Consider the following 23,630-nt stretch of genomic DNA (forward strand, 5'->3'; position numbering starts at 1 on the left):
GAGACGGATGGCAAGCCCGCCGCTCATCGAATTCAGGCAGGTCTCGAAAATCTACGGCGAGGGCGAGGCGGCGATCCGCGCGCTCGACCATGTCGACCTTACGATCGACACTCACGAATTCGTCGCGATCATGGGTCCATCGGGCTCCGGCAAGTCGACGGCGATGAACATCCTCGGCTGCCTCGACGTGCCGAGTGCTGGCGATTACATCTTCGAAGGTATTCCGACTAGCGGCTTCGACCGAAGCCAGCTGACGCTTCTGCGCCGCCATATGCTCGGCTTCGTCTTCCAGGGCTTCAACCTGTTGTCGCGCACCTCGGCCGTCGAAAATGTCGAGCTGCCGCTGATCTATCGCGGGATGGCGGTGCGCGAGCGGCGCGAACGGGCCCGCGAAGCCCTGGCGCTGGTCGGGCTGTCCGGCCGCGAACATCACAAGACCCAGGAACTATCGGGCGGCCAGCAGCAGCGTGTCGCCATCGCCCGCGCCATCGTCACCGAACCGGCGCTTCTGCTCGCCGACGAGCCGACAGGCAATCTCGACACCAGGACCAGTGTCGAGATCATGGATCTGATGACCCGGCTGAACCGCGAGCAGGGCATCACCATCGTCATTGTCACGCACGAACCCGATATCGCCGCCTATGCCCAACGGCTGCTGCGTTTTGTCGACGGCAAGCTGGAGACGGAGGTCGAGCATCGCAGGAGGGCGGATCATGTTCTTTGAGACGCTGAAGCTGGCATTGCGCGCCATCAGCCGCAACATGCTTCGCTCGTTCCTGACCGTGCTCGGCGTCGTCATCGGCGTCGCCGCCGTTATCGCGCTGGTGACGATCGGCAATGGCACGACCGCGCAGGTCTCGACCGAACTGTCGCGGCTCGGCACCAACATGCTGTTCGTCCGCCCCGGCCAGTTCGGCCCCGGCCGGGCAAGCTCCGAGGCCAAACGCTTCAGCGTCAAGGATGTCGCCGCCATCCGCGATCAGATCGGCGGCCTTAGAGCCGTGGCGCCGCTCAACCAGTCCACTGCGACCGTGATTTTTGGCGGCCAGAACCATTCGACCAGCGTCTCCGGCACCACCAACGACTATTTCGTGGCGCAGGATTGGAGCCTGGCGCTCGGCCGCAATTTTACCCCCGCCGAGGAACGCGGCCAGTCCCGCTGCATCATCGGCGAGACGGTGCGTTCGCAGCTCTTCGGCGCCGCCGATCCGATCGGTCAGCAGATCCGCGTCGGTAAGGTTTCATGCCCGGTTATCGGCGTGCTCGCCAAGCGCGGCCAGTCCGGCATGGGCACCGACCAGGACGATGTCGTCATCATGCCGGTCAAGGTGTTCCAGCGGCGCATCAGCGGCAACAGCAACGTGCCGCAGATCATCATCTCGGCGCGCGACGGCGTCTCCACAGCCAAGGTGCAGTCCGATGTCGAAGATCTGCTGCGCGAGCGCCGCAAGATCGTGCCCGGCCGGCAGGACGATTTCAACGTCAACGACATGACCCAGATCGCCGAGGCGATGACCGGCACGACGACGTTGCTGACCGGCCTGCTCGGCGCCGTCGCCGCCATCAGCCTGCTCGTCGGCGGCATCGGCATCATGAACATCATGCTGGTCTCCGTCACCGAGCGCACCCGCGAAATCGGCATTCGCCTGGCGATCGGCGCGCTCGAAAACCAGGTGCTGACCCAGTTCCTGGTCGAAGCGGTGGCGCTGTCACTGTTCGGCGGCATCACCGGCATCGTGCTTGGCCTGAGCCTCGGCTTCGGCGCGGTGACGCTCCTAAAAGTCCCCTTCGTTTTCAGCCCGATGATGGTCGCCGTCGCCTTCCTCTTCTCCGCCGCAATCGGCATGATCTTCGGCTATTTCCCGGCAAGACGGGCGGCACAGCTCAATCCGATCGAGGCGCTGCGGCATGAGTAAAAGGCGGGCGACCAATGGCTAGAGAGATGCAAGGGCGCGTGCCATGCGTCCCAACGCTTCCGCGAGGACTGAGCGCGGACAACCGACGTTGAGGCGGATGAAGCCTTCTCCACCTGGCCCATAGACGCGTCCATCGTACAAGTTGACCCCAGCCCGTTCGACGAAGAATCGATGAACGCCTCCCACTTTTGCGTCTAACCCCCGTGCGTCCAGCCAGATCAGATATGATGCGTCCGGTCGCATGGGCCTGATGCCCGGAAGATCGCTGGCCGCGATGCTCGATACGAGATCGACATTCTCCTGGACATAGGATGTAAGGCCGTCGAGCCACTGATCGCCCGAGCTATATGCGATTTCAAGTGCTAACCGCCCGAAATAATTCGCGTTCAGCATGAACGATGCTTGCATGGCTTGGAACAGCTCCTCGCGGCGTTTCGGGTCCGCAACCGAGAGGGTAGCCGCAGGTACACCGGCCAAGTTGAATGTCTTGGTCGGAGCAGTGCAGATGAAGGATTTCGCTGCCGCGGCGTCGCTGATAGAGGAGTATACCGTGTGGGGGCGGTCGTTTAGTCGAATATCGCAGTGAATGTCGTCGGAGATGACCAGAATGCCATGGCGCTCACACATCGCGTCGAGGCTCTGAAGCTCCTCACGTGTCCAGGCCTTTCCAGCAGGGTTGTGCGGATTGCACAATAAAAATGCGCGGGCACCGCTTGCAGCTTGCCGTTCAAAATCCTCCAGATCGAGCTCGTAGGCGCCGTCCACAAGCCTCAGGCGGTTGATGAGGAGGTTCCTGCCGTTCTCGCGGATGACTTGGAAATATGGGGAATAGACCGGAGCTTGAACGATGACGCCGTCACCGGGCTGCGTAAAGGTGCGTAAAATCACCGCGACTGAGGGCATGATCGCCGGAGCAGGAAGCAGCGTCTCGATATCAACGTTCCAGCCGTGGCGGCGCTCGAACCACGATTTTACGATTTCGTAGTGGTGCGGATCGCGCTTCGTATAGCCATAAATACCATGGTCAACGGCCTCGCGCAGGCGTGCAATCACCGGCTCTGGCGCACGAAAGTCCATGTCGGCCGTCCAAAGCGACACCAGTCCATCGCCCTCGACGCGGGGAGAGAATTCATCCCATTGGTTGGCCCATTTCGCTGACCCGAACTGGCTGCGATCATGAACAACATCAAAGCTCAACTCCGTAGCGGCCAGTTTCCTGGTCGCCGGCACACGTGACTGTATCATCGGCTTAGATTCCTAGTAGTAATGTGTGCGCCAGCCGCGCGATTGAACGGGCGGGACGATCACCTCAGGCCTGAAGCTCAACTGCGGTCTCGACGTCACCAGCCGGCGCGTATTTCGGATTGTCCAGCATCGAGATTTCCTATGATTTGTGACCGCGCGCGAGATGACGTTCCACGGACATGGAATACCGAGACATCCCAAAGCAGAAGATCCAGTAGACAACCGCGGCGAATAGGTAGCCGGTTGACGAGATCGTTGGCCCCGCCCAGGTCGGATCGATGCGGGCCGTTTCAATCGCTCGCAGGAAGTCCGCTATGCCGACAATCGCGACGAGCGTCGTATCCTTGAAAAGTCCTATGAATGTCGAAACGATGCCGGGAATCACGATCGCGAGCGCTTGAGGCAGGATGATGAGCCACATGATCGTGAAGTAGCCGAGGCCCAGAGCCTGAGCGCCTTCGTATTGCCCACTGGGGATAGCCTGCAGGCCGGCACGCACCACCTCGGCCATGTAAGCCGCGGAGAAGAGGGCAGTGCCGATCATCGGGCGCAAAAGCCTGTCCGGCGTAAGCGCCTCAGGCACGAAGAGGGGCATCATGAAGTTCGCCATGAAGAGCACGGTGATAAACGGTACGCCTCGGACAACCTCGATATAGAAGACGCAAACGGCTTTGACGATAGGGAGTTCGGAACGTCTGCCGAGCGCGAGAACGATACCAAATGGCAGCGAAAACACGATCCCTATGACGGACATCAAGAGGGTGATCATCATCCCGCCCCAGAGGGTGGTGTCTATGACCGGTAGGCCAATCGTTGCCACGCCACGAAGCAGCGCAAACGCCACAATGGGATAGATTCCGAAAAACAGCAGTGCTGCCATGTTCCGACGCGGGGCATTCCGCCATAGGAGCCAACCGATCAAGGAAGCACCAACCACCTGCGTTAAGTCGACGCGCCAGCGCTCGGTTGCTGGATATGCTCCATAGCGAAGATAGTTCAGTTTAGCGCCGATAAAGGACCAGCATGCACCGTCGGGATTGATGCGACAGGCTTCGCTGTCACCGCTCCACACCGCCTTAAACAACGCAAAGCTCAGGAATTGCGAAACGAGCCACACCGCCAGACCGGTGAAGCACACGGTCAACAGGCAGGAAAAGGGACTTGAGAACAGGTTCTTTCGTGTCCAAGTCACGAGGCCGGGCTGGATGTCGCCCGGAGGCGGGACAGCAGGCAGATATTCATGCTGATATGGAGCCGGTGCATGAAGAGTTTCGTTCATCTCATCTCTCCACGAGCGCGAAACGCTGATTGAAGCCGTTCATGGCGGCCGATGTGATCAAGGAGATGACGAGATAGACTGCGAGCGTTATGGCCATCACCTGGACCGCCGCTCCCGTTTGGTTGAGCACCGATCCTGCGAAGACCTGAACGAGGTCGGGATAACCGATGAAAACAGCGAGCGACGAGTTCTTGATCAAATTCAGATATTGACTGGTCAGAGGCGGGATGATGATCCGCAAAGCTTGCGGGACCACAACGAGGCGCAACGTTTTGCCGTTCGAGAAACCGAGTGCGTGGGCTGCTTCTGTCTGCCCCCTGGAAACGGCCTGAATGCCGCCACGGACGATCTCGGCGATGAATGACGCGGTGTAGACAGAAAGACCGATCAGGAGAGCCGCGAACTCGGGATAGATTTGCAGGCCGCCGCGGAAATTGAAACCCTTCAATTCCGGATAGATGAAGGTCCAGGGGTTGCCCACCACCAGAGAAGCAAGCAGGGGCAGCCCGATAAGGGCGATTAGGGTGACGAGTAAGATCGGAAGCTGCTTGCCCGTTCGCTTCTGGACCGTCCGAGTGTAGGCTCCAAATGCGACAGCCACAGCCACCGCGGCAACAACTGCCACACCGATCCAGCCGGCCCCTGCCTGAAGCTCAACCGCCGGCATTATTATTCCGCGGTTGTTGAGGTAGATTCCCCCTGGAAGGGAGATCGATGCCTTTGGAGCAGGCAGCGGCTTGAGGACTGCATTGTACCAGAACAGAAGTTGAAGCAGCAGCGGGACATTGCGGATGACTTCGACATATGAGGCCGCGACCTTGGCTGCTATCCAGTTGGCGGAAAGGCGAGAAATACCGACGAGGAAGCCGATGACCGTGGCAAGCATGATACCGATTGCGCTGACCAGGAGCGTATTGGCAACACCCACCCAAAAAGCCTGGCCGTACGTCGATAAGCTGTCGTATGGGATCAGCGTCTGATTGATCTGGAAGCCTGACGTCTGCTTCCAGAAATCAAAGGTAAGAGGAATGCCGCGCTGTTTCATGTTGGAAACAGTTTGGGTTGCAACCCCGGCGATGATCACTGCAAGGCTCACAGCCAATGCGGTTTGATAAGCGATCCCGCGAAGCTTTTTGTCATAGAACGAGAAGTTCCTGCGCACCTGCGTAGGCTGAGAGATGGCAACCATTCGTTCCTCCAACTATGAAGAGGCCGCCGCTCCTCGTGGCGGCCTCGTGGATCAACGGATGGGGGGTGCGTACTGAAGGCCACCGGCGTTCCAGAGCGCATTCACGCCACGTTCTATCTTTAAGGGAGATTCCTTGCCGATCGAACGCTCGAAAATCTCGGAATAGTTGCCGACCTGCTTGATGATGTCCTGAGACCAGGTTTCTCCGAGCCCGACGTCCTTGCCGAAGCTTCCTTCGACGCCCAGGAGGCGGCGAATGTTCGGATCGTCGGAATGCTTCATTTCGTCGATATTCTTCGAGGTGACGCCGAATTCTTCGGCAGCCAGCATAACATTGAGCGTCCACTTGGCGACGTTCAGCCACTGGTCGTCACCCTGGCGGACTGCCGGACCCAGCGGCTCCTTCGAAATGATTTCAGGGAGCACAACATTCTCTTCGGGCTTCGCCATACGAATGCGCGCAGCGTTCAAGCTCGATGTGTCTGCGGAAAAAACGTCGCAACGCCCTTCTTCGTAGGCCTTGATAACAGCCTCTTCATCCGCAAAACCGACGGCACTGTAGCTCATGCCGTTGGTGCGGAAATAGTCGGCAAGGTTCAACTCGGCAGTAGTCCCCTGCGAAACGCAAATCGAAGCACCATCCAGATTCTTAGCAGACTGTATTTTCTCGGACTTGCGAACCATAAAGCCTTGGCCGTCGTAGAAATAAGTGCCGGCAAAGATGATACCAAGGGAGGTGTCGCGCGAGGATGTCCAGGTCGCATTATGGGCCAGGATGTCGATCTCACCGGACTGGAGCGCAGTAAATCGATCCTTGGCGTTGAGCGGTATGAACTTGACCTTCGTGGCATCGCCGAGGACGCCAGCGGCCACAGCACGGCAGTAGTCGACGACGAAGCCTGTCCATTTCCCATCGTTGTCAGGGACGCTGAAACCCGCCGTTGCCGGATTTGTCCCACATGTGAGCACACCTTTTGCCTTAACGTCGTCCAATGTCCCCGCCCAGACGGGGCATGCATGGGCGGCGATTGCTGCGCCGAAAACTGTAGCCAGTAATTTTCGCATTGAATGATCCCCTTTTTTAATTCTGTAAAAGAGGGTGGCTCGCTGGCGGCTAATCGTCAAATTGATTGTCGTCATCAACTTTATGAATGAAATTCATTCGGTGCCGCGGCCGTAATTTCCTCGCATCCATATCTAACGCCGGGCACACAGCCGGATGATGACGCTTGGATGCTTGTCGACGCTCCTCATCGCGCGACGATATTGTTTGCCAGTATGAGTTCGTTTTTTCTGATTTGAGCGGCGTGGTACAATTCGGTTATCAATCGACGCAGCCAGAGTGTTCCCTGATCGGCAGACATCTGCCGATGAGTGACGAGGTTCGTGCTGACTGAGGGAATGGGAATAGGCGGCGACAGGAGTGTCACCTCGCTTGCTTCATCAAGCATTTGAAAAATGCCGTCGCCACAATGCGTGATCAAGTCGGTCCCTCTGAGCACCCAGGGCATCACCAAGTAGTTCGAAATGGTTGCAACGACCTTTCGCCTAAGGCCACGCTCTTTGAGTGCCCCATCCGCCAACCCCTCAGAAAGACCATCGGCGGAAATTTGAAGGTGAGAGGCTGTAAGGTAATCTTCCAAACTCAACGGAACCTTGGCGATTTGGCTGCCACTCCAAACGGCACACAGCATCCTGTCCTGTCCAAGCTCGGTTTTTGTCAGGTTGGGGTCGTCTTTCAGACTTGCGCCCGTCAAAGTGCAGTCGACCTGGCGGAAATAATCTGCGCTTTCGGCTTCGGCGCGGTTCGCAGGGATGACATTCAGGGTGGCGTGTGGCGCCTGTCTGGAGAATTCCCGGATGAGACCCGGGAGGAAAATCATCGCATGATAGTCGGTGAGCCCCACGCGGAACTTTCGTTCGGTCGTTGCCGGGTCGAAGACTTTATATCGTCCGATCGACGTGCGAATTTTTCCGAGGGCATCAGATATGCCCCCGATAAGCTCTAATGCGCGCGGCGTTGGCCTCATCAATCCGCCGTCGCGGGTAAAAAGCTCGTCCTTGAAAATGATGCGAAGCTTGGCGAGCGAGTGACTGACCGCGGATTGGGTCCGGCCCAGATGATCGGCAGCGCTCGTCACGCTCCGCTCTTGCATCAGGACATCGAATACGCGCAGAAGATTGAGATCAACGTCGTCAGAAGACATTCCAGACTCCATGAAACTGCCTCATGGCTTCCATCGAAGCATTTCGTCTCGCGCATGACAATCGTCGGGTGCGGGACGTCGATATCTCATAGCGAGTTCGATGGCACTGAACGCTGAAGGGACAGGCTTCCACGAAGCCATCCTTCATGGGCACTTAGCCTTGAGACGGGTGGTTAACATGTTGTCGGCATGATGATATATCAGATGACCGCGCCGGATGCGGCACGCACATAAGATATATCAGTGGCATTGGACTCCAGCATGCAGACGTCACAGAGCCATCTAGCTTATCTCGCGCTCGAGCATCTGATCGTCACGCTGGCGCTGAAGCCCGGGGCGCTGGTTACCGAAAAACAGCTAATCGATATGGCGGGCCATGGGCGTACGCCGGTGCGCGAGGCGATCCAGAAGCTTGCCTGGCAGGGGCTGATCCTGGTGAAGCCGCGCGTCGGGCTGCAGGTGGCCGAGATCGCGCCGGAAGACCACGGCAATGTCATGCAGGTGCGCCGCGAGCTGGAGCCGATCGCAGCTAGCCTCGTTGCCGAACATGCAACCGACGAGCAGCGTGAACGCCTCATCGACTGCGCGCGTGCGATGGAGGAATGCGCCGTCACCGGCGATCTCGCCGGCTTCTTCGCCGCCGACAAGGCTTTCGACGAAATCCTTGAGGAGGCCTGCCCGAACGGCTTCATCATGGCAGCGCTCGGCCCGGTGCAGACGCATTCACGTCGCCTCTGGTATTCGACGGCAAGCCCGGAGCGCATGGATCGCGCCATCGCGCTGCATGTCGCCGTCATCCGCGCCATCCATCAGGGCAATCAGGATGAGGCGCGCGCCGCGATGGCGGTGCTGATCGACTATCTCGCCCAGACATAGAAACGGCCCCGTTTCCGGAGCCGCTGTCAGATCTGATTGTCGGAAAACGTCAGCCGACGAAAGCGCGTTCGATGACGAATTCGGCGGGCTTGCTATTGGCGCCTTCATCGAGGCCGGCCTTTTCGAGCAGTTCCTTGGTATCCTTCAGCATCGCCGAGGAACCGCAGATCATGCCGCGGTCGATCACCGGGTCGAGCGGCGGCACGCCGAGATCGGTAAACAGCTTGCCGGAGGAGATCAGGTCGGTGATGCGGCCGCGATATTCGAAATCCTCGCGCGTGACCGTCGGATAATGCCGCAGCTTGTCGCCGACGACTTCCTTCAGCAACTCGTCGTTCTGGATCTCGTGCACCAGGTCGAAGCCGTATTTCAGCTCGGCGACATCGCGTGTCGTGTGGGTGAGGATGACTTCCTCGAACTTCTCATAAGTCTCTGGATCGCGGATCAGGCTGGCGAAAGGCGCAATGCCCGTTCCCGTCGAGAACATGTAGAGACGGCGGCCGGGGGTCAGCGCATCGAGCACCAGCGTGCCGGTGGGCTTCTTGCGCATCAGTACCTGGTCGCCCGGCTTGATCGCCTGCAGATGCGAGGTGAGCGGGCCGTCCGGCACCTTGATCGAGAAGAATTCAAGCTCTTCGGCCCAGGCTGGGCTGGCGATCGAATAGGCGCGGAAAACCGGCTTGCCCTCGACCATCAGGCCGATCATCGCGAATTCGCCGGAACGGAAACGGAAGCCCTGCGGCCGGGTCATCGTGAAGCGGAAGAGCCGGTCGGTATAGTGGGTGACATCGAGCACCGTCTCGGCATAGACGCCGGCGGGGATGGACAAGGCGAAGTCTTCGGTCTTTGCAGGCGCGTTCATTGCGGTAGCGGATCCCGTATTCGTCGGATGAACTGTCGGATGCGAGCGAGATATTACAAATCGCGCCCGAATTAAAGGTATTCCATTCCACGCACCACTCCTGAAGGGAAATATGCATGCCATTGTCAGGATTCAATGGCTCGCGGGCAATGTCGTATTTCCCGCTGGCGAAGCCCGGCAAAGGATGCATATTAGGGCGGCGCGCCTGATATCGATGCCGGTTTTCGGCAAAAACGGTGCGACAACAAAGACCTACGGCGTCGGGACCCGATTCAGCAAGAGGGGTCCGGTGATAGTTGGCGAAAAAAGATGCTTGCCGGGGCGAGCGCGATAGGGCGGTCGGGGGAATATGAAGATTTTCAAGTACAAGCGTGTTCCTTACGCGGAGATGCGCGCCTTTTCCGTCCATATCCTGACGGCCTCCGGCTCCTTCCTTGCCTTTCTCGGCGTCGTTGCCGCCGCTGAGCACCGCTTCATCGACATGTTCTGGTGGCTGGGCCTTGCCCTTCTCGTCGACGGCATAGACGGGCCGATCGCCCGCAAGGTGCGCGTCAAGGAAGTGCTGCCGAACTGGTCTGGCGATACGCTCGACAATATCATCGACTACGTCACCTATGTGCTGCTGCCGGCTTTCGCGCTCTATCAGAGCGGCATGATCGGCGAGCCCTGGTCCTTCGTCGCCGCCGGCATGATCGTCATCTCAAGCGCCATTTACTATGCCGATATGGGCATGAAGACCGAGGAGTACTTCTTCTCCGGCTTCCCTGTCGTCTGGAACATGATCGTTTTCACGCTGTTCGTCATCGATGCCAGCGCGACGACGGCGCTCGCCGTCGTCATCGTTTCGGTGGTGCTGACCTTCCTGCCGATCAATTTCCTGCACCCGGTCCGCGTCAAAAGGCTGCGCCCGCTCAATCTCGGCGTCTTCTTCCTGTGGTCGGCGCTGGGCATCTTTTCGCTGCTGATGCACTTCGACACACCCGAATGGGCGCTCATTCTCTTCATCGTGACCGGGCTCTATCTTTACGTCATCGGTGCGGTGCTGCAATTCTTCCCCGCTCTCGGACGCGAAGCATAGGACAAGCCAGATGACCAAAACGCAGGCGGTTTCATTCTCGAGGACGGGCGGGCCGGAGGTTTTCGACTATGTCGAGCTCGACCTCTCGCCGCCCTCAGTCGGTGAGGTGCAGATCGGCCAAGCGGCGGTCGGCCTCAATTTCATCGATGTCTATTTCCGCAACGGCTCCTACAAGGTGCCGCATCTACCCTTCGTCACCGGCAAGGAGGGCGCCGGCACCGTGACATCGGTCGGCCCCGGCGTTACGGATTTCAAGCTCGGTGACCGTGTCGCCTATGCCAGCGCCGACGGCGCCTATAGCGCTGAGCGCAATATCGAGACGCGCCATCTGGTGCATGTGCCTGACGGCATCGAGCTCGAAACGGCGGCGGCGATGATGTTGAAGGGCATGACTGCCGAATATCTGCTGAACCGCACCTTCAAGGTCGGCCCTGAGACAGTGCTGTTGTTTCATGCCGCAGCAGGCGGCGTCGGGCTGATCGCCGGCCAATGGGCAAAGGCGCTCGGCGCTACCGTCATCGGCACGGCGGGCTCCGAAGACAAGGTCCAGCTGGCGCTCGCCCATGGCTACGACCATGTGATCAACTACAAGAGCGAGGACTTCGCCGTCCGCGTCCGCGAGATCACCGCCGGCAAAGGCGTCGATGTCGTCTACGATTCGATCGGCCGGGATACTTTTCCACAGTCGCTCGATTGCCTGAAGCCGCGCGGCCTTTTTGCCTCCTTCGGCCAATCCTCCGGGCCGATCGAGAATTTCACCCTGGCGATGCTGGCGCAGAAGGGGTCGCTGTTTGCGACGCGGCCGACGCTATTCACCTACATCGCCGCGCGCCAGGAATTGATCGACAGTGCAAAGGCGCTATTTGATGTTGTGCAAAGCAACAAAGTGCGTATCAATATCAATCAAACCTATCCGTTACGTGAGGTTGGGCAGGCTCACGCGGATCTGGAAACAAGAAAAACAACAGGAACGACGCTGCTGATTCCATGAGATCCGATCGGACCGGTTGGCAGAAGAAATGAGGGGAACGTGTCGCCATTGAATGTGCCGGAGTCCGGTGCGTTATTATCCGTCCAGAAGCTGACGAAGTTCTTCGGTGGCTTTGCAGCCTGCAATGAAATCGATCTCGATATCGCGCCGGGCGAAATTCATGCGCTTCTCGGCGAAAATGGCGCCGGCAAATCCACGCTGGTGAAGATGCTGTTCGGCGTACTGGAGCCGACGGACGGGCATATCCTCTGGCAGGGCAAGCAGGTCTCGATCACCTCGCCGGGTGAAGCCCGCAAGCTCGGCATCGGCATGGTCTTCCAGCATTTTTCGCTGTTCGAGGCGCTGACGGTTGCCGAAAACATCGCGCTCTCGCTCGATGACGCCATCCCGATCGACAGGATCGCCGAGGAGGCGAGGGCACTGTCGCAGGCTTACGGCCTGCCGCTCGATCCGCACGCCCATGTTGCCGATCTCTCGGTCGGCGAGCGCCAGCGCATCGAGATCGTCCGTGCGCTGCTGCAAAATCCGAAGCTGATCATTCTCGATGAGCCGACCTCGGTGCTGACGCCGCAGGAGGCCGACAGGCTGTTCGAGACGCTGTTCAAGCTGCGCGCCGAGGGCCGTTCGGTTCTCTATATCAGCCACCGCCTGGAAGAGGTGCAGCGCATCTGCGACCGCGCCACCGTGCTGCGCCATGGCCGCGTCACCGGTGCCTGCGATCCGAAGCAGGAAACGCCCGCCTCGCTCGCCCGCATGATGGTCGGCAGCGAGGTGGCGACTGTCACCCATCCGGAGTGCAGCGACAAGGGCGAGGTGCAGCTTGCCGTTGCCAACCTTTCCGTCGCCGCCCGCACGCCTTTCGCCATGCCGCTGCGTGACGTCTCGATGACGGTCCGCGCTGGCGAAATCCTCGCCATTGCCGGTGTCGCCGGCAACGGCCAGAGCGAGCTCTTCGATGCGCTGTCCGGCGAATATCCGGTCGCGTCGCCCGACGCAATCATCATCCGTAAAAGGCCGGTCGGCACCCAGGGCATCACCGCTCGCCGCCTGCTCGGCGCCGGCTTCGTGCCGGAGGAGCGTCACGGCCATGCCGCCGTTTCCGCCATGAAACTGTCGGACAATCTGGTGCTCGCCCGCAGCCAGTCGGACCGCAAGGCGTTTCTCGGCCTGCTCGGCATCATCCGCCATGGAGCGGTGAAATCTGCCGCGCGGCGGATTTCCGAGGCCATGGATGTCCGCAAGAGCGGCGATGATCCGGCCGCCGGCTCCTTGTCCGGCGGAAATCTGCAAAAGTTCATCGTCGGCCGCGAGCTCGACCGCCAGCCGGCGGTGCTCGTCGTCAACCAGCCGACCTGGGGCGTCGATGCGGGTGCTGCTAGCCGCATCCGCCAGGCATTGGTCGATCTGGCCAGAAGCGGTTCGGCGGTTGTCGTCATCAGCCAGGATCTCGACGAGATCTTCGAAGTGGCGACCGATATCGCCGTCATCTGCGAAGGCCGCCTTTCCAGCCCGGCTGCGGCCGGCGAGCTGACGCGCGAAAAGATCGGCCTGCTGATGGGTGGCCTGCACCAGAGCGGCAATGCCCCGGAGGCGCGCCATGCGCATTGAAGAGGCGCCCCATGCGCATTGAAGAGGCAGCCCATGCGCATTGAACTCGAAAAACGCCCCGACATCTCGAAGCTCTACGCTTTCGTCTCGCCGCTGCTGGCCCTTGTGCTGACTCTGATCTTCGGCGCCATCATGTTCGCAATGCTCGGCAAGGACCCTGTGGAGGCGCTGAACGCCTTCTTCGTCGAGCCGCTGCTCGAGGTCTGGTCGCTGCACGAACTGGCGATCAAGGCAGCACCCCTCATCCTGATCGCCGTCGGCCTGGCCGTCTGCTATCGCTCGAACAACTGGAATATCGGCGCCGAAGGCCAGTTCACCATCGGCGCCATCACCGGCTCCTATCTGCCGATCGTCTTTTACGATTGGCATTCGCCGCTGGTGCTGCCGCTGATGCTCATCCTCGGTGCGCTCGGCGGTGCGCTTTTCGCCGCCATTCCGGCGCTGCTGAAAGCGCATTTCAACACCAATGAGATCCTGACATCGCTGATGCTGGTTTATATCGCCCAGCTCTTCCTCGATTGGCTCATTCGCGGCGCCTGGCGCGATCCGAAGGGCTTCAACTTCCCGGTCTCGCGCGATTTCGCCCCTGAGGCGGTGCTGCCGGCGATCTGGGAAGAATCGGGCCGGGCGCATTGGGCCTTTATCTTCGCCATAGTCGCGGCCATCGGCGTCTGGTTCATGCTGCGTTATACGCTGAAAGGCTTCGAGATCGTCGTGCTCGGCCAATCGGAGCGGGCAGGGCGCTTTGCCGGCTTCTCGTCGAAGAAGATGATCTGGTTCAGCTTTCTGTTTTCGGGCGCTCTTGCCGGCCTTGCCGGGATAGCCGAGGTCTCCGGCTCGATCGGCCACCTGCAGCCGGCGATCTCGCCGGGCTACGGCTTCACCGCCATCATCGTCGCCTTTCTCGGCCGCCTCAATCCGCTCGGCATCATCGCCTCCGGCCTGGTGCTGGCGCTGACCTATCTCGGCGGCGAGGCGGCACAGCTGTCGCTCGGGGTCTCCGACAAGGTCACCCGCGTCTTCCAGGGGCTGTTGCTGTTCTTCGTGCTGTCCTGCGATACGCTGATCTATTACAAAATCCGCATTGTCTGGTCGCGGCTAAGGGGCGAGGCGGCATGAGCATCTTCGAAGCCATTCTGCTGACGGTCATCACCGCCTCGACGCCGCTCGTCATCGCCGCCCTCGGCGAACTCGTCACCGAGCGTTCCGGCGTGCTCAATCTCGGCGTCGAAGGCATGATGATCATGGGCGCGGTTGCCGCTTTTGCCGGCGCGCAAATGTCGGGCTCGCCCTATGTCGGCATCGTCTGCGGCATTGCGGCAGGCGCGCTTTTCTCTCTTCTCTTCGCCTTCCTGACGCTGACCCTGGTGGCAAACCAGGTGGCGACGGGATTGGCGCTCACCCTTCTCGGCCTCGGCGCCTCCGGCATGCTTGGCGAGGCCTATGTCAGCGTGCCCGGCATCCGGCTGGGAGAGATCGTTATCCCGGGCCTGTCGGATATTCCGGTCATTGGCCACGTTCTCTTCAGGCAGGATCTGGTCTTCTACCTGTCGATTGCGCTTGTCGTCGGTGTCAGCTGGTTCCTGTTCCGCAGCCGCGCCGGGCTGAAGCTGAGAGCGATCGGCGACAGTCACGGTTCGGCCCATGCGCTCGGCATTCAGGTTATCCGCACGCGATATCTGGCGGTGATGTTCGGCGGCGCCTGCGCCGGTCTTGCCGGCGCCCAACTGTCGCTTGTCTACACCCCGCAATGGGCGGAGAACATGTCGGCCGGCCGCGGCTGGATCACGCTGGCGCTGGTGGTGTTCGCCTCCTGGCGGCCGTGGCGGGTTTTTGCCGGCGGCTATCTCTTCGGCGCGGTCACCATCCTGCAGCTGCACGCGCAGGCATTCGGTCTCGGCATTCCCTCGCAGTTCCTCTCGATGCTGCCCTATGCCGCGACTATTGTGGTTCTCATCATCATTTCCCATAATCGGCGCACGACGTTGATCAATACGCCCGCCTCGCTCGGAAAAGCCTTCGTGCCGGAGCGATAAGGCAAGAACACAAAGACGGGTTCCGCAATAACTTCAAACCAACAGGGGTCACCATGAAGAAGTTCGCATTCACACTCGCCGCCTCGGCCGCCGCCGTGATCGGCATCTCGTCCGCCGCAGAGGCTGCTGATAAGACCAAGGTCTGCTTCGTCTATGTCGGTTCGCACACCGATGGCGGCTATTCGCAAGCCCACGATCTCGGCCGCCAGCAGGTCCAGACCGAGTTCGGCGACAAGATCGACACGCCTTACCTCGAAAACGTACCGGAAGGCCCGGATGCCGAGCGCGCCATCGAGCGCCTTGCCCGTTCCGGCTGCAAGCTGATCTTCACGACGTCCTTCGGCTTCATGGATGCGACCGTCAAGGTCGCCGCCAAGTTCCCGAAGGTCAAGTTCGAGCACGGCACCGGCTACAAGTCCGGCCCCAACCTCGCCACCTACAATTCGCGTTTCTATGAAGGCCGCTACATCCTAGGCCAGATTGCCGCGAAGACCTCGAAGAACCACGGCGCCGCCTACATCGCCTCCTTCCCGATTCCCGAAGTGGTGATGGGCATCAATTCGTTTGAGCAAGGCGCCAAGTCGGTCGATCCGAGCTTCAAGCTGAAGGTCATCTGGGTCAACACCTGGTTCGACCCGGGCAAGGAAGCCGACGCCGCCAAGGCGATGGTCGACCAGGGCGTCGACGTCTTGACCCAGCACACCGATACGACGGCGCCGATGCAGGTTGCCGAAGAACGCGGCATCCACGCCTTCGGTCAGGCGTCCGATATGATCGCAGCCGGTCCCAAGGCGCAGATGACGGCGATTGTCGACACCTGGGGCACCTACTACTCCAAGCGCATCCATGCGCTTCTGGACGGCACCTGGAAGTCCGAGCAGAGCTGGGACGGTCTCAAGGACGGCATCTTGAAGATGGCGCCCTACACCAACATGCCCGACGACGTGAAGAAGATGGCAGAGGAAACCGAAGCCAAGATCAAGTCAGGTGAACTGCATCCCTTCACCGGCCCGATCAACAAGCAGGACGGCACACCCTGGCTGAAGGCCGGCGAAAAGGCCGATGATGGCACGCTGCTCGGCATGAACTTCTATGTCGAAGGCGTCGACGACAAGCTGCCGGCGCAATAAGTCGCCTTCAATTCGCAGTTGCGAAGAGCGCCCCTTGTGGGTGCTCTTTTTTTTGCTGCAGTGCATGCCAAGATTCCGATTTACAAAAGTAATACTATATGATTTTTTGACCCTGCGCCGCGAGATGCGGCTTGGGAGGAAATCATGAAATTGAAGACTGCACTTTTGAGTGCCACGATTCTTGCTGCCTGCATGTTCGGTTCGGCTTCGGCCGGCGGACTGACCGTCGGCTTCTCGCAGATCGGCTCGGAATCGGGCTGGCGTGCGGCTGAAACGACCGTTACCAAGGAGCAGGCCAAGAAGCGCGGCATCGATCTGAAGTTTGCCGATGCACAGCAGAAGCAGGAAAACCAGATCAAGGCTTTGCGCTCCTTCATTGCTCAGGGCGTCGATGCCATTCTCATTGCGCCGGTCGTTGAAACCGGCTGGGACGACGTTCTCAAGGAAGCCAAGGAAGCCAAGATTCCGGTCATCCTTCTCGACCGCACCATCAAGGCTCCGGACGATCTCTACCTGACGGCTGTGACCTCCGACCTGGTCCATGAAGGCAAGGTCGCAGGCGACTTCCTGGTCAAGACTGTCGGCGACAAGAAGTGCAACGTCGTCGAGCTGCAGGGCACGACCGGTTCGTCGCCGGCCATCGCCCGCAAGAAGGGCTTCGAAGAGGCTCTCGCCGGTCACGACAATCTCAAGATCGTTCGCAGCCAGACCGGTGACTTCACCCGCACCAAGGGCAAGGAAGTCATGGAAAGCTTCCTGAAGGCCGAGAATGGCGGCAAGGACATCTGCGCACTCTACGCCCATAATGACGACATGGCCGTCGGCGCCATCCAGGCGATCAAGGAAGCCGGCCTGAAGCCAGGCAAGGATATCCTCGTCGTCTCCATCGATGCCGTTCCCGATATCTTCAAGGCGATGTCCGAAGGTGAAAGCAATGCCACGGTCGAGCTGACGCCGAACATGGCAGGCCCGGCCTTCGATGCCCTCGATGCCTACCTGAAGGACAAGAAGGCTCCGGCGAAGTGGATCCAGACCGAGTCCAAGCTCTACACCCCTGCCGACGAGCCGATGAAGGTCTACGAACAGAAGAAGGGTCAGGGCTACTGATCTGATTTGACACCGCTGCATAATCCCTGAATCGGGATCGATTTGAGGGTAGAATTATGCAGCATTCAAAGCACTGCAGCGTCACGCGCCTGAAAAGTCGCGTGACGCTGTAGAACCGCACAGGCCCGTCATGGACCGGTGCGGAACTGCCTTGCCGCCTTGGGACCTCATGTCCGGCCGCGGCGCGGCCTTTGCGGTCAATATCAGGAAAACAGACCCTTATGACTGACGATTTCGAGAACGTTCTCGCGGCTTCCGGAATATCGAAATTTTTTCCCGGCGCAGTGGCGTTGGACAAGGTCGATTTCACGCTGCGCAAGGGCGAGGTGCACGCGCTGCTTGGTGAGAATGGCGCCGGCAAATCGACGCTGATCAAGTGCATCACCGGCGCCTATCATCGTGACGAGGGCAGTCTGACGCTCGACGGCCATGAAATCAATCCGGCCAATACACTCGCCGCCCAGAAGCTTGGCATCGGCACCGTCTACCAGGAGGTCAACCTCCTTACCAATCTGAGCGTCGCCGAAAACCTGTTTCTCGGACGCCAGCCAAGGCGTTTCGGCATGACCGACGTGCGCGCGATGAACCGCAAGGCGCGCGACCTGCTGACCGGCTACGGCGTCGATATCGACGTCACCGCCGAGCTTGGCCGTTTTTCCGTCGCTGTCCAGCAAGTGGTTGCCATCGCCCGCGCCGTCGATCTTTCCGGTAAGGTGCTGATATTGGACGAGCCGACGGCAAGCCTCGACAACCAAGAAGTGGCGCTGCTCTTCCGCATCATCGAGGACCTGAAGAAGCGCGGTCTGGGCATCGTCTTCATCACCCATTTTCTCGAGCAGGTCTATGCGATCAGCGACCGCATCACCGTGCTGCGCAACGGCAAGCTCGTCGGCACCCGCGACGCCGCCGATCTGCCGCGCCAGGGCCTGATTGCCATGATGCTCGGCCGCGAACTGGCTCATGTCGAGGAGACGGTCAGGGAACGCAGCGTTGCGGCCGGCGAAGTCCGATATCGTTTTGCAGGCTACGGCAAACGCGGCAAGGTCAAGCCCTTCGATCTCGACGTGCGCGCCGGTGAGGTGGTCGGCATTGCCGGGTTGCTAGGTTCCGGCCGCACCGAAACCGCCGAACTGCTCTTCGGCATCGAACATGCCGATAGCGGCAGCGCCACGATCGACGGTCAGCCGGTGGCGCTTTCGAGCCCGCGCGCCGCAATCGAAAAAGGTTTTGGCTTCTGCCCCGAGGACCGCAAGACCGACGGCATCGTCGGCGACCTGTCGATCCGGGAGAACATTGCCTTAGCGCTGCAGGCCCGCCGCGGCTGGACGCGGCCGCTGTCGCGCGCCGAGCAGAATGCGCTTGCCGATCGCTATATCAAGGCGCTCGACATTCGCACCACCGATCGCGAAAAACCGATTCGGCTGCTCTCCGGCGGCAATCAGCAGAAGGCGATCCTCGCCCGCTGGCTGGCGACCAATCCCAAGTTTCTGATCCTCGACGAGCCGACCCGCGGCATCGATGTCGGCGCTCATGCCGAGATCATCAAGCTCATCGAACAGCTCTGCGCCGAGGGCATGTCGCTGATCGTGATTTCCTCGGAACTTGAAGAACTTGTCGCCTATAGTTCACGTGTCATCGTACTTCGCGACAGGCAGCATATCGCCGAACTGACAGGCGAGCGCATCACCGCCGCCGGTATCGTCGATGCCATCGCCGCCGCCGAGCACAAGACGGAGCATGCATGAAGTCCTCGCTGAAGACGCTGGCATATCGCCTGGCGCCGCAATTAATCGCGCTCGTTGTCATTCTTCTATTGAATTTCATAACGTCACCGCAGTTTTTTAATGTTGTGGTTCAAAATGGCCGCCTCTATGGCAGCCTGATCGACGTCCTGAACCGCGGCGCGCCGGTGGCGCTGTTGGCGATCGGCATGACGCTGGTGATTGCCACCAAGGGCATTGATCTATCGGTCGGAGCCGTCGTCGCCATCTGCGGCGCCGTCGCCGCCTCGTCGATTGTCGCTGGAAATTCAGTTGCCTACACCGTCATCCTGACGCTTGCGATCGGCATTGCCTGCGGCGTCTGGAACGGTTTCCTCGTGGCAGTCCTCAATATCCAGCCGATCATCGCCACGCTGGTGCTGATGGTCGCCGGCCGTGGCATCGCCCAGCTCATCACCGAAGGCGCTATCCTGACCTTCAACGATGACGGCCTGACCTTCTTCGGCAGCGGTTCCATGGCCCTGCTGCCGATGCCTGTTGTCATCTGGCTGCTCGTCGGCCTGCTCGTCATCCTGCTCGTCCGCCGCACGGCGCTCGGCATGCTGATCGAGGCCGTCGGCATCAATCGCCGCGCCAGCACGCTCTCCGGCATCCAAACGCCGGTACTGCTGATGGCGGTCTACATGCTGAGCGGGCTCTGCGCATCGATTGCAGGCATCATCGTCGCCGCCGACATCAAGGGCGCCGACGCCAACAATGCCGGCCTCTGGCTCGAACTCGACGCCATCCTCGCCGTCGTCGTCGGCGGCAATTCGCTGCTCGGCGGCCGCTTCAGCATTCTCGGATCGCTGATCGGCGCGATGATCATCCAGGCGGTGAATACCGGCATTCTGTCCTCCGGATTCCCGCCTGAATTCAACCTGATCATCAAGGCCGTCATCATTATCGTCATCCTCGTCATCCAGTCGCCGGCGGTGCAATCGCTCGCCATCTTCGCCAGCCGCCGGCAGAGCGGCAGGGAGCAGCCGAAATGAACTCCAAATACCTGCCGCTGCTTGCGACCATCGTCATTTTCGTGCTCGCTTATGCCGGTTGCACGCTGCAATATCCGAACATGCTGTCGACGCGCGTCATCGGCAATCTCCTGACCGACAACGCCTTTCTCGGCATCGCCGCCGTCGGCATGACCTTCGTCATCATCTCGGGCGGCATCGATCTGTCGATCGGGTCGGTCATCGCCTTCACCGGCGTCTTCCTTGCGGTGATCCTGCAGAAGACCTCGATCCATCCGCTGCTCGCCTTCGCGCTTGTGCTCGTCATCACGACCGCCTTCGGCGCGGTCATGGGCGCAATCATCCACTATCTCGAAATGCCGGCCTTCATCGTCACGCTCGCCGGCATGTTCCTGGCGCGCGGCATGGCCTTCGTGCTCTCGATCGACAGCATTCCGATCGATCATGAATATTATTCGACGCTGACCAGCCTCTATTATCGTCTGCCTGGAGGCGGCCGGCTGACGCTGATCGGCGGCATCATGCTTCTGGTCTTTGCCGTCGGCATTTTCATCGCCCAGCGCACCCGTTTCGGCACCAATGTCTATGCACTCGGCGGCGGCCCGCAGACGGCGCGGTTGATGGGTGTGCCGGTCGGCCGCACAACAATCCAGATTTATGCGCTGTCCGGCTTTCTGGCAGGCCTTTCCGGGATCGTTTTTTCGCTGTACACCTCTGCCGGATATTCTCTTGCAGCAGTCGGCGTCGAACTCGATGCCATTGCGGCCGTCGTCATCGGGGGGACGCTGCTGACCGGAGGAGCGGGATTCGTGGCGGGAACCTTGATCGGTATCCTGATCCAGGGGCTCATTCAGACCTACATCACCTTCGACGGCACGCTGTCGAGCTGGTGGACCAAGATCCTGATTGGCCTTTTGCTTTTTGCATTCATCCTGATGCAGAAAGCCATCCTGTTCGTTTCCAGTCTGAACAAGAGGTACGCCTGAGGGGAGAGGGATCGCTTGCGCAACAAATTGGACGAGACCCGCAAGACGGGGCGCAGAGCCCGGACGAGCCACGCGCAGGTGGTCGACGAACTCGGCAAGGGTATCGTCGCCGGCACCTATCCTGTCGGCTCGATCCTGCCTGGCGACACCGAACTGGCGCAACGCTTCAAGGTGTCCCGTACCGTCTTGCGTGAGACGATGAAGACGCTTGCCGCCAAGGGCATGGTCGTCGCCAAGGCGCGGGTCGGCACGCGTGTGACCGAGAAGAACCTCTGGAACATGTTCGACAGCGAAATCATCGCCTGGCACTTCGACAATGGTGTGACGGAAGAGTTCCTGCTACAGCTCTACGATATTCGTCTCGCCTTTGAACCCTTCGCCGCCGGTCTTGTCGCCGAACGGGCGAATGCAGAGGATATCGAGACGCTGCGCGGACTGGCGCTCGAGATGGCGGCGAGCGGCCACACTGCCGACAGCCTGGCACTTGCCGACCTTAACTTTCACCTGGCACTCGCCGAGGCCTCGCACAATCCTTTCATGCGCACCTTGGGCAGCCTCATCGAAGCGGCCCTCGTCGGCATGTTCCGCATGAGCACGCCGCCATCCGAAAACGGTTTTGCCAATATCGCCGACACCCATATGCGCATCGTCGACGCGATCGTTTCCGGCGACGGCCTGGCTGCGCGCCGAGCCATGGAACTCGTCATCCTGGATGGCCGCCATCATGTGCACGAGGCCTTCGCTGCCCGCGGTGCGGAGACCGTCATAGTGCCGATTTCTGCCGAAATTTCACACCTGTAGAGACTTTGCTTATCTGAGAGCGCCGCGCGTCTTTTTCGGGCGCGCAAGGGACGTGCAAGACCTTCAATCCACGAAGCCTGCTTTCCGAAAATCGATTCCGATTTCAGAAATTATGCAGTATGAGGCATCAAAGCCGCCTCATGGCACGGATTCGCGGAGCACATCATGGAACGCACTTGTCTTGCCGTCATCCTTGCCGCCGGTGACAGCACGCGGATGAAATCCTCGAAATCGAAGGTGCTGCATCCGGTCGCCGGCCGGCCGATGATTGCGCATGTGGTCGAGGCAGTCGCCTCCGCCGGCATCTCGTCCGTCGCCCTCGTCGTCGGCCGCGATGCCGAGGACGTGGCAAAGGCCGCAAGCATTGGCGGTGTCGGCATCGAATCCTGCCTGCAGAAGGAACGGCTTGGCACCGGCCACGCGGTATTGGCGGCGCGCGAAGCGATTGCCAAGGGTTACGACGATATCCTCGTCACCTATGGCGACGTGCCGCTGCAGACCGACGGCCCCCTCAAGGCCGCCCGCCAAGGCCTTGCCGACGGCAGCGATATCGTCGTCATCGGCTTCCACACCGACCGCCCGACCGGCTACGGCCGTCTGCTCGTCAAGGACGGCGAACTCATCGCCATCCGCGAGGAGAAGGACGCGACCGATGCCGAGCGTACCGTCACCTGGTGCAACAGCGGGCTGATGGCGATCAACGGCCGCAAGGCGCTCGATCTTCTCTCGCGCATCGGCAACGCCAACGCCAAGGGCGAATTCTATCTGACCGATCTCGTCGAGATCGCCCGTTCGCTCGGCGGACGCGTCACCGCTGTCGATGCCCCTGAAATCGAGATGACCGGCTGCAACACCCGGGCCGAACTCGCTGTCATCGAGCGCTTCTGGCAGGAGCGCCGGCGCCACCAAATGATGCTTTCAGGCGTCACCATGATCGCGCCGGAAACGGTCTTCCTCTCCTACGACACCGTCATCGGCCAGGATGCGCTGATCGAGCCGAATGTGGTCTTCGGTCCCGGCGCGGTGATCGACAGTGGCGCCGTCATCCATGCCTTCTCGCATATCGAAGGCGCTCATGTCAGCCAGGGCGCGACCGTCGGCCCCTTCGCGCGGCTGCGGCCGGGCGCCGATCTCGGCATCGGCGCCAAGGTCGGCAATTTCTGCGAGGTCAAGAATGGTCGGATCGGCGAGGGCGCCAAGGTCAATCACCTGACTTATATCGGCGATGCCGTCATCGGCGCCGGCAGCAATATCGGCGCCGGCACGATCACCTGCAATTATGACGGCGTCAACAAGAGCGAGACGGTGATCGGCGAAAACGCCTTCATCGGCTCCAACTCCTCGCTGGTCGCGCCGGTGACGATCGGCGACGGCGCCTATATCGCCTCCGGCAGCGTCATCACCGTCAATGTGCCGGCCGATGCGCTGGCACTCGGCCGTGCCCGCCAGGAGATCAAGCCCGGCCGCGCAACGCTGCTGCGCGAGCGCGCGCTCGCCATCAAGGCGGCGAAGAAGGCGAAGGCTTGAGCCTGCTTTGCGTAACCGGCGGAAATTGAAAGTGACCGCCGAGGTGATTGAGAAATAA

The 23,630-nt window shown here is 60.4% G+C and carries 21 protein-coding genes; 15 read left to right on the plus strand and 6 right to left on the minus strand.

Going from position 1 to position 23,630, the window contains the following annotated elements; all coding sequences use genetic code 11:
* Positions 1-7 precede the first annotated feature (7 nt).
* Both J3O30_RS11240 and J3O30_RS11245 read left to right on the plus strand, forming a co-directional pair.
* Positions 8-724 (plus strand): ABC transporter ATP-binding protein, encoded by a 717-nt coding sequence (locus J3O30_RS11240; protein ID WP_207584195.1) that lies wholly within the window; start codon positions 8-10, stop codon positions 722-724.
* Entirely contained in the window at positions 714-1,916 is a 1,203-nt protein-coding gene (locus J3O30_RS11245; RefSeq protein ID WP_207584196.1) for an ABC transporter permease, read from the plus strand. The genes J3O30_RS11240 and J3O30_RS11245 overlap by 11 nt, the downstream gene beginning before the upstream one ends.
* Positions 1,917-1,934: 18 nt before the next feature.
* Here the strand turns inward: J3O30_RS11245 and J3O30_RS11250 are convergent, their stop codons facing one another.
* The 5 genes from J3O30_RS11250 to J3O30_RS11270 form a co-directional block, all read right to left on the minus strand.
* Positions 1,935-3,161, minus strand: coding sequence for a MalY/PatB family protein (locus J3O30_RS11250; protein WP_207584197.1), 1,227 nt, complete (start codon positions 3,159-3,161; stop codon positions 1,935-1,937).
* Between the two features lie 139 nt (positions 3,162-3,300).
* The gene (locus tag J3O30_RS11255) at positions 3,301-4,440 is read right to left on the minus strand and encodes an amino acid ABC transporter permease (protein WP_207584198.1); all 1,140 of its coding nucleotides are present in this window, start codon (positions 4,438-4,440) and stop codon (positions 3,301-3,303) included.
* Position 4,441: 1 nt separating this feature from the next.
* The gene (locus J3O30_RS11260; protein WP_207584199.1) at positions 4,442-5,629 is read right to left on the minus strand and encodes an amino acid ABC transporter permease; all 1,188 of its coding nucleotides are present in this window, start codon (positions 5,627-5,629) and stop codon (positions 4,442-4,444) included.
* A gap of 51 nt (positions 5,630-5,680) precedes the next feature.
* Entirely contained in the window at positions 5,681-6,694 is a 1,014-nt protein-coding gene (locus J3O30_RS11265) for an amino acid ABC transporter substrate-binding protein (protein ID WP_207584200.1), read from the minus strand.
* A gap of 185 nt (positions 6,695-6,879) precedes the next feature.
* Positions 6,880-7,836 (minus strand): LysR family transcriptional regulator, encoded by a 957-nt coding sequence (locus tag J3O30_RS11270; protein ID WP_207584201.1) that lies wholly within the window; start codon positions 7,834-7,836, stop codon positions 6,880-6,882.
* Positions 7,837-8,097: 261 nt separating this feature from the next.
* Here J3O30_RS11270 and J3O30_RS11275 point away from each other — a divergent pair, with 261 nt between their 5' ends.
* A complete protein-coding gene (locus J3O30_RS11275) occupies positions 8,098-8,712 on the plus strand; it encodes a GntR family transcriptional regulator (RefSeq protein ID WP_207584202.1) in 615 nt (204 codons plus the stop codon).
* Between the two features lie 49 nt (positions 8,713-8,761).
* On the opposite strand, the gene J3O30_RS11280 is transcribed toward J3O30_RS11275, so the two are convergent.
* Positions 8,762-9,574 (minus strand): ferredoxin--NADP reductase, encoded by an 813-nt coding sequence (locus J3O30_RS11280; RefSeq protein WP_003539571.1) that lies wholly within the window; start codon positions 9,572-9,574, stop codon positions 8,762-8,764.
* A gap of 349 nt (positions 9,575-9,923) precedes the next feature.
* On the opposite strand from J3O30_RS11280, the gene pcsA reads away from it, so the two are divergent.
* The 12 genes from pcsA (at position 9,924) to glmU (ending at position 23,572) form a co-directional block, all read left to right on the plus strand.
* Positions 9,924-10,652 (plus strand): phosphatidylcholine synthase, encoded by a 729-nt coding sequence (gene pcsA, locus J3O30_RS11285; RefSeq protein ID WP_207584203.1) that lies wholly within the window; start codon positions 9,924-9,926, stop codon positions 10,650-10,652.
* Between the two features lie 10 nt (positions 10,653-10,662).
* Entirely contained in the window at positions 10,663-11,643 is a 981-nt protein-coding gene (locus J3O30_RS11290; protein ID WP_207584204.1) for a quinone oxidoreductase, read from the plus strand.
* 39 nt (positions 11,644-11,682) lie between these two features.
* Entirely contained in the window at positions 11,683-13,251 is a 1,569-nt protein-coding gene (locus J3O30_RS11295) for an ABC transporter ATP-binding protein (protein ID WP_207584205.1), read from the plus strand.
* A gap of 33 nt (positions 13,252-13,284) precedes the next feature.
* A complete protein-coding gene (locus tag J3O30_RS11300; protein WP_207584206.1) occupies positions 13,285-14,370 on the plus strand; it encodes an ABC transporter permease in 1,086 nt (361 codons plus the stop codon).
* Entirely contained in the window at positions 14,367-15,287 is a 921-nt protein-coding gene (locus J3O30_RS11305; protein ID WP_207584207.1) for an ABC transporter permease, read from the plus strand. Before J3O30_RS11300 ends, J3O30_RS11305 begins: the two co-directional genes overlap by 4 nt.
* 53 nt (positions 15,288-15,340) lie before the next feature.
* Positions 15,341-16,417 carry a BMP family ABC transporter substrate-binding protein gene (locus tag J3O30_RS11310; protein ID WP_207584208.1) on the plus strand — a complete coding sequence of 359 codons (1,077 nt, stop codon included), beginning with the start codon at positions 15,341-15,343 and terminating at the stop codon, positions 16,415-16,417.
* 144 nt (positions 16,418-16,561) lie between these two features.
* A complete protein-coding gene (gene ytfQ, locus J3O30_RS11315) occupies positions 16,562-17,524 on the plus strand; it encodes a galactofuranose ABC transporter, galactofuranose-binding protein YtfQ (RefSeq protein WP_207584209.1) in 963 nt (320 codons plus the stop codon).
* Between the two features lie 221 nt (positions 17,525-17,745).
* Positions 17,746-19,269 (plus strand): galactofuranose ABC transporter, ATP-binding protein YtfR, encoded by a 1,524-nt coding sequence (ytfR, locus tag J3O30_RS11320; protein WP_207584210.1) that lies wholly within the window; start codon positions 17,746-17,748, stop codon positions 19,267-19,269.
* Positions 19,266-20,279: an ABC transporter permease gene (locus tag J3O30_RS11325; protein WP_207584211.1), complete on the plus strand. Its 1,014-nt coding sequence runs from the start codon at positions 19,266-19,268 to the stop codon at positions 20,277-20,279. The genes ytfR and J3O30_RS11325 overlap by 4 nt, the downstream gene beginning before the upstream one ends.
* Positions 20,276-21,244, plus strand: a complete 969-nt coding sequence (yjfF, locus tag J3O30_RS11330; protein WP_207584212.1) for a galactofuranose ABC transporter, permease protein YjfF — start codon at positions 20,276-20,278, stop codon at positions 21,242-21,244. Before J3O30_RS11325 ends, yjfF begins: the two co-directional genes overlap by 4 nt.
* Before the next feature lie 15 nt (positions 21,245-21,259).
* Positions 21,260-22,045 carry a FadR/GntR family transcriptional regulator gene (locus J3O30_RS11335; protein WP_207584213.1) on the plus strand — a complete coding sequence of 262 codons (786 nt, stop codon included), beginning with the start codon at positions 21,260-21,262 and terminating at the stop codon, positions 22,043-22,045.
* A 165-nt stretch (positions 22,046-22,210) separates the two neighbouring features.
* Positions 22,211-23,572 (plus strand): bifunctional UDP-N-acetylglucosamine diphosphorylase/glucosamine-1-phosphate N-acetyltransferase GlmU, encoded by a 1,362-nt coding sequence (glmU, locus tag J3O30_RS11340; RefSeq protein ID WP_207584214.1) that lies wholly within the window; start codon positions 22,211-22,213, stop codon positions 23,570-23,572.
* Positions 23,573-23,630 lie beyond the last annotated feature (58 nt).

Source organism: Rhizobium sp. NZLR1 (assembly GCF_017357385.1).
Taxonomy (GTDB): Bacteria; Pseudomonadota; Alphaproteobacteria; order Rhizobiales; family Rhizobiaceae; genus Rhizobium.

Bases quoted from the DNA above. Each gene is read 5' to 3' on its own strand.
- J3O30_RS11240 (WP_207584195.1), top strand. From the start codon at position 8: ATGGCAAGCCCGCCGCTCATCGAATTCAGGCAGGTCTCGAAAATCTAC.
- J3O30_RS11245 (WP_207584196.1), top strand. From the start codon at position 714: ATGTTCTTTGAGACGCTGAAGCTGGCATTGCGCGCCATCAGCCGCAAC.
- J3O30_RS11250 (WP_207584197.1), bottom strand. From the start codon at position 3,161: ATGATACAGTCACGTGTGCCGGCGACCAGGAAACTGGCCGCTACGGAG.
- J3O30_RS11255 (WP_207584198.1), bottom strand. From the start codon at position 4,440: ATGAACGAAACTCTTCATGCACCGGCTCCATATCAGCATGAATATCTG.
- J3O30_RS11260 (WP_207584199.1), bottom strand. From the start codon at position 5,629: ATGGTTGCCATCTCTCAGCCTACGCAGGTGCGCAGGAACTTCTCGTTC.
- J3O30_RS11265 (WP_207584200.1), bottom strand. From the start codon at position 6,694: ATGCGAAAATTACTGGCTACAGTTTTCGGCGCAGCAATCGCCGCCCAT.
- J3O30_RS11270 (WP_207584201.1), bottom strand. From the start codon at position 7,836: ATGTCTTCTGACGACGTTGATCTCAATCTTCTGCGCGTATTCGATGTC.
- J3O30_RS11275 (WP_207584202.1), top strand. From the start codon at position 8,098: ATGCAGACGTCACAGAGCCATCTAGCTTATCTCGCGCTCGAGCATCTG.
- J3O30_RS11280 (WP_003539571.1), bottom strand. From the start codon at position 9,574: ATGAACGCGCCTGCAAAGACCGAAGACTTCGCCTTGTCCATCCCCGCC.
- pcsA (WP_207584203.1), top strand. From the start codon at position 9,924: ATGAAGATTTTCAAGTACAAGCGTGTTCCTTACGCGGAGATGCGCGCC.
- J3O30_RS11290 (WP_207584204.1), top strand. From the start codon at position 10,663: ATGACCAAAACGCAGGCGGTTTCATTCTCGAGGACGGGCGGGCCGGAG.
- J3O30_RS11300 (WP_207584206.1), top strand. From the start codon at position 13,285: ATGCGCATTGAACTCGAAAAACGCCCCGACATCTCGAAGCTCTACGCT.
- J3O30_RS11305 (WP_207584207.1), top strand. From the start codon at position 14,367: ATGAGCATCTTCGAAGCCATTCTGCTGACGGTCATCACCGCCTCGACG.
- J3O30_RS11310 (WP_207584208.1), top strand. From the start codon at position 15,341: ATGAAGAAGTTCGCATTCACACTCGCCGCCTCGGCCGCCGCCGTGATC.
- ytfQ (WP_207584209.1), top strand. From the start codon at position 16,562: ATGAAATTGAAGACTGCACTTTTGAGTGCCACGATTCTTGCTGCCTGC.
- ytfR (WP_207584210.1), top strand. From the start codon at position 17,746: ATGACTGACGATTTCGAGAACGTTCTCGCGGCTTCCGGAATATCGAAA.
- J3O30_RS11325 (WP_207584211.1), top strand. From the start codon at position 19,266: ATGAAGTCCTCGCTGAAGACGCTGGCATATCGCCTGGCGCCGCAATTA.
- yjfF (WP_207584212.1), top strand. From the start codon at position 20,276: ATGAACTCCAAATACCTGCCGCTGCTTGCGACCATCGTCATTTTCGTG.
- glmU (WP_207584214.1), top strand. From the start codon at position 22,211: ATGGAACGCACTTGTCTTGCCGTCATCCTTGCCGCCGGTGACAGCACG.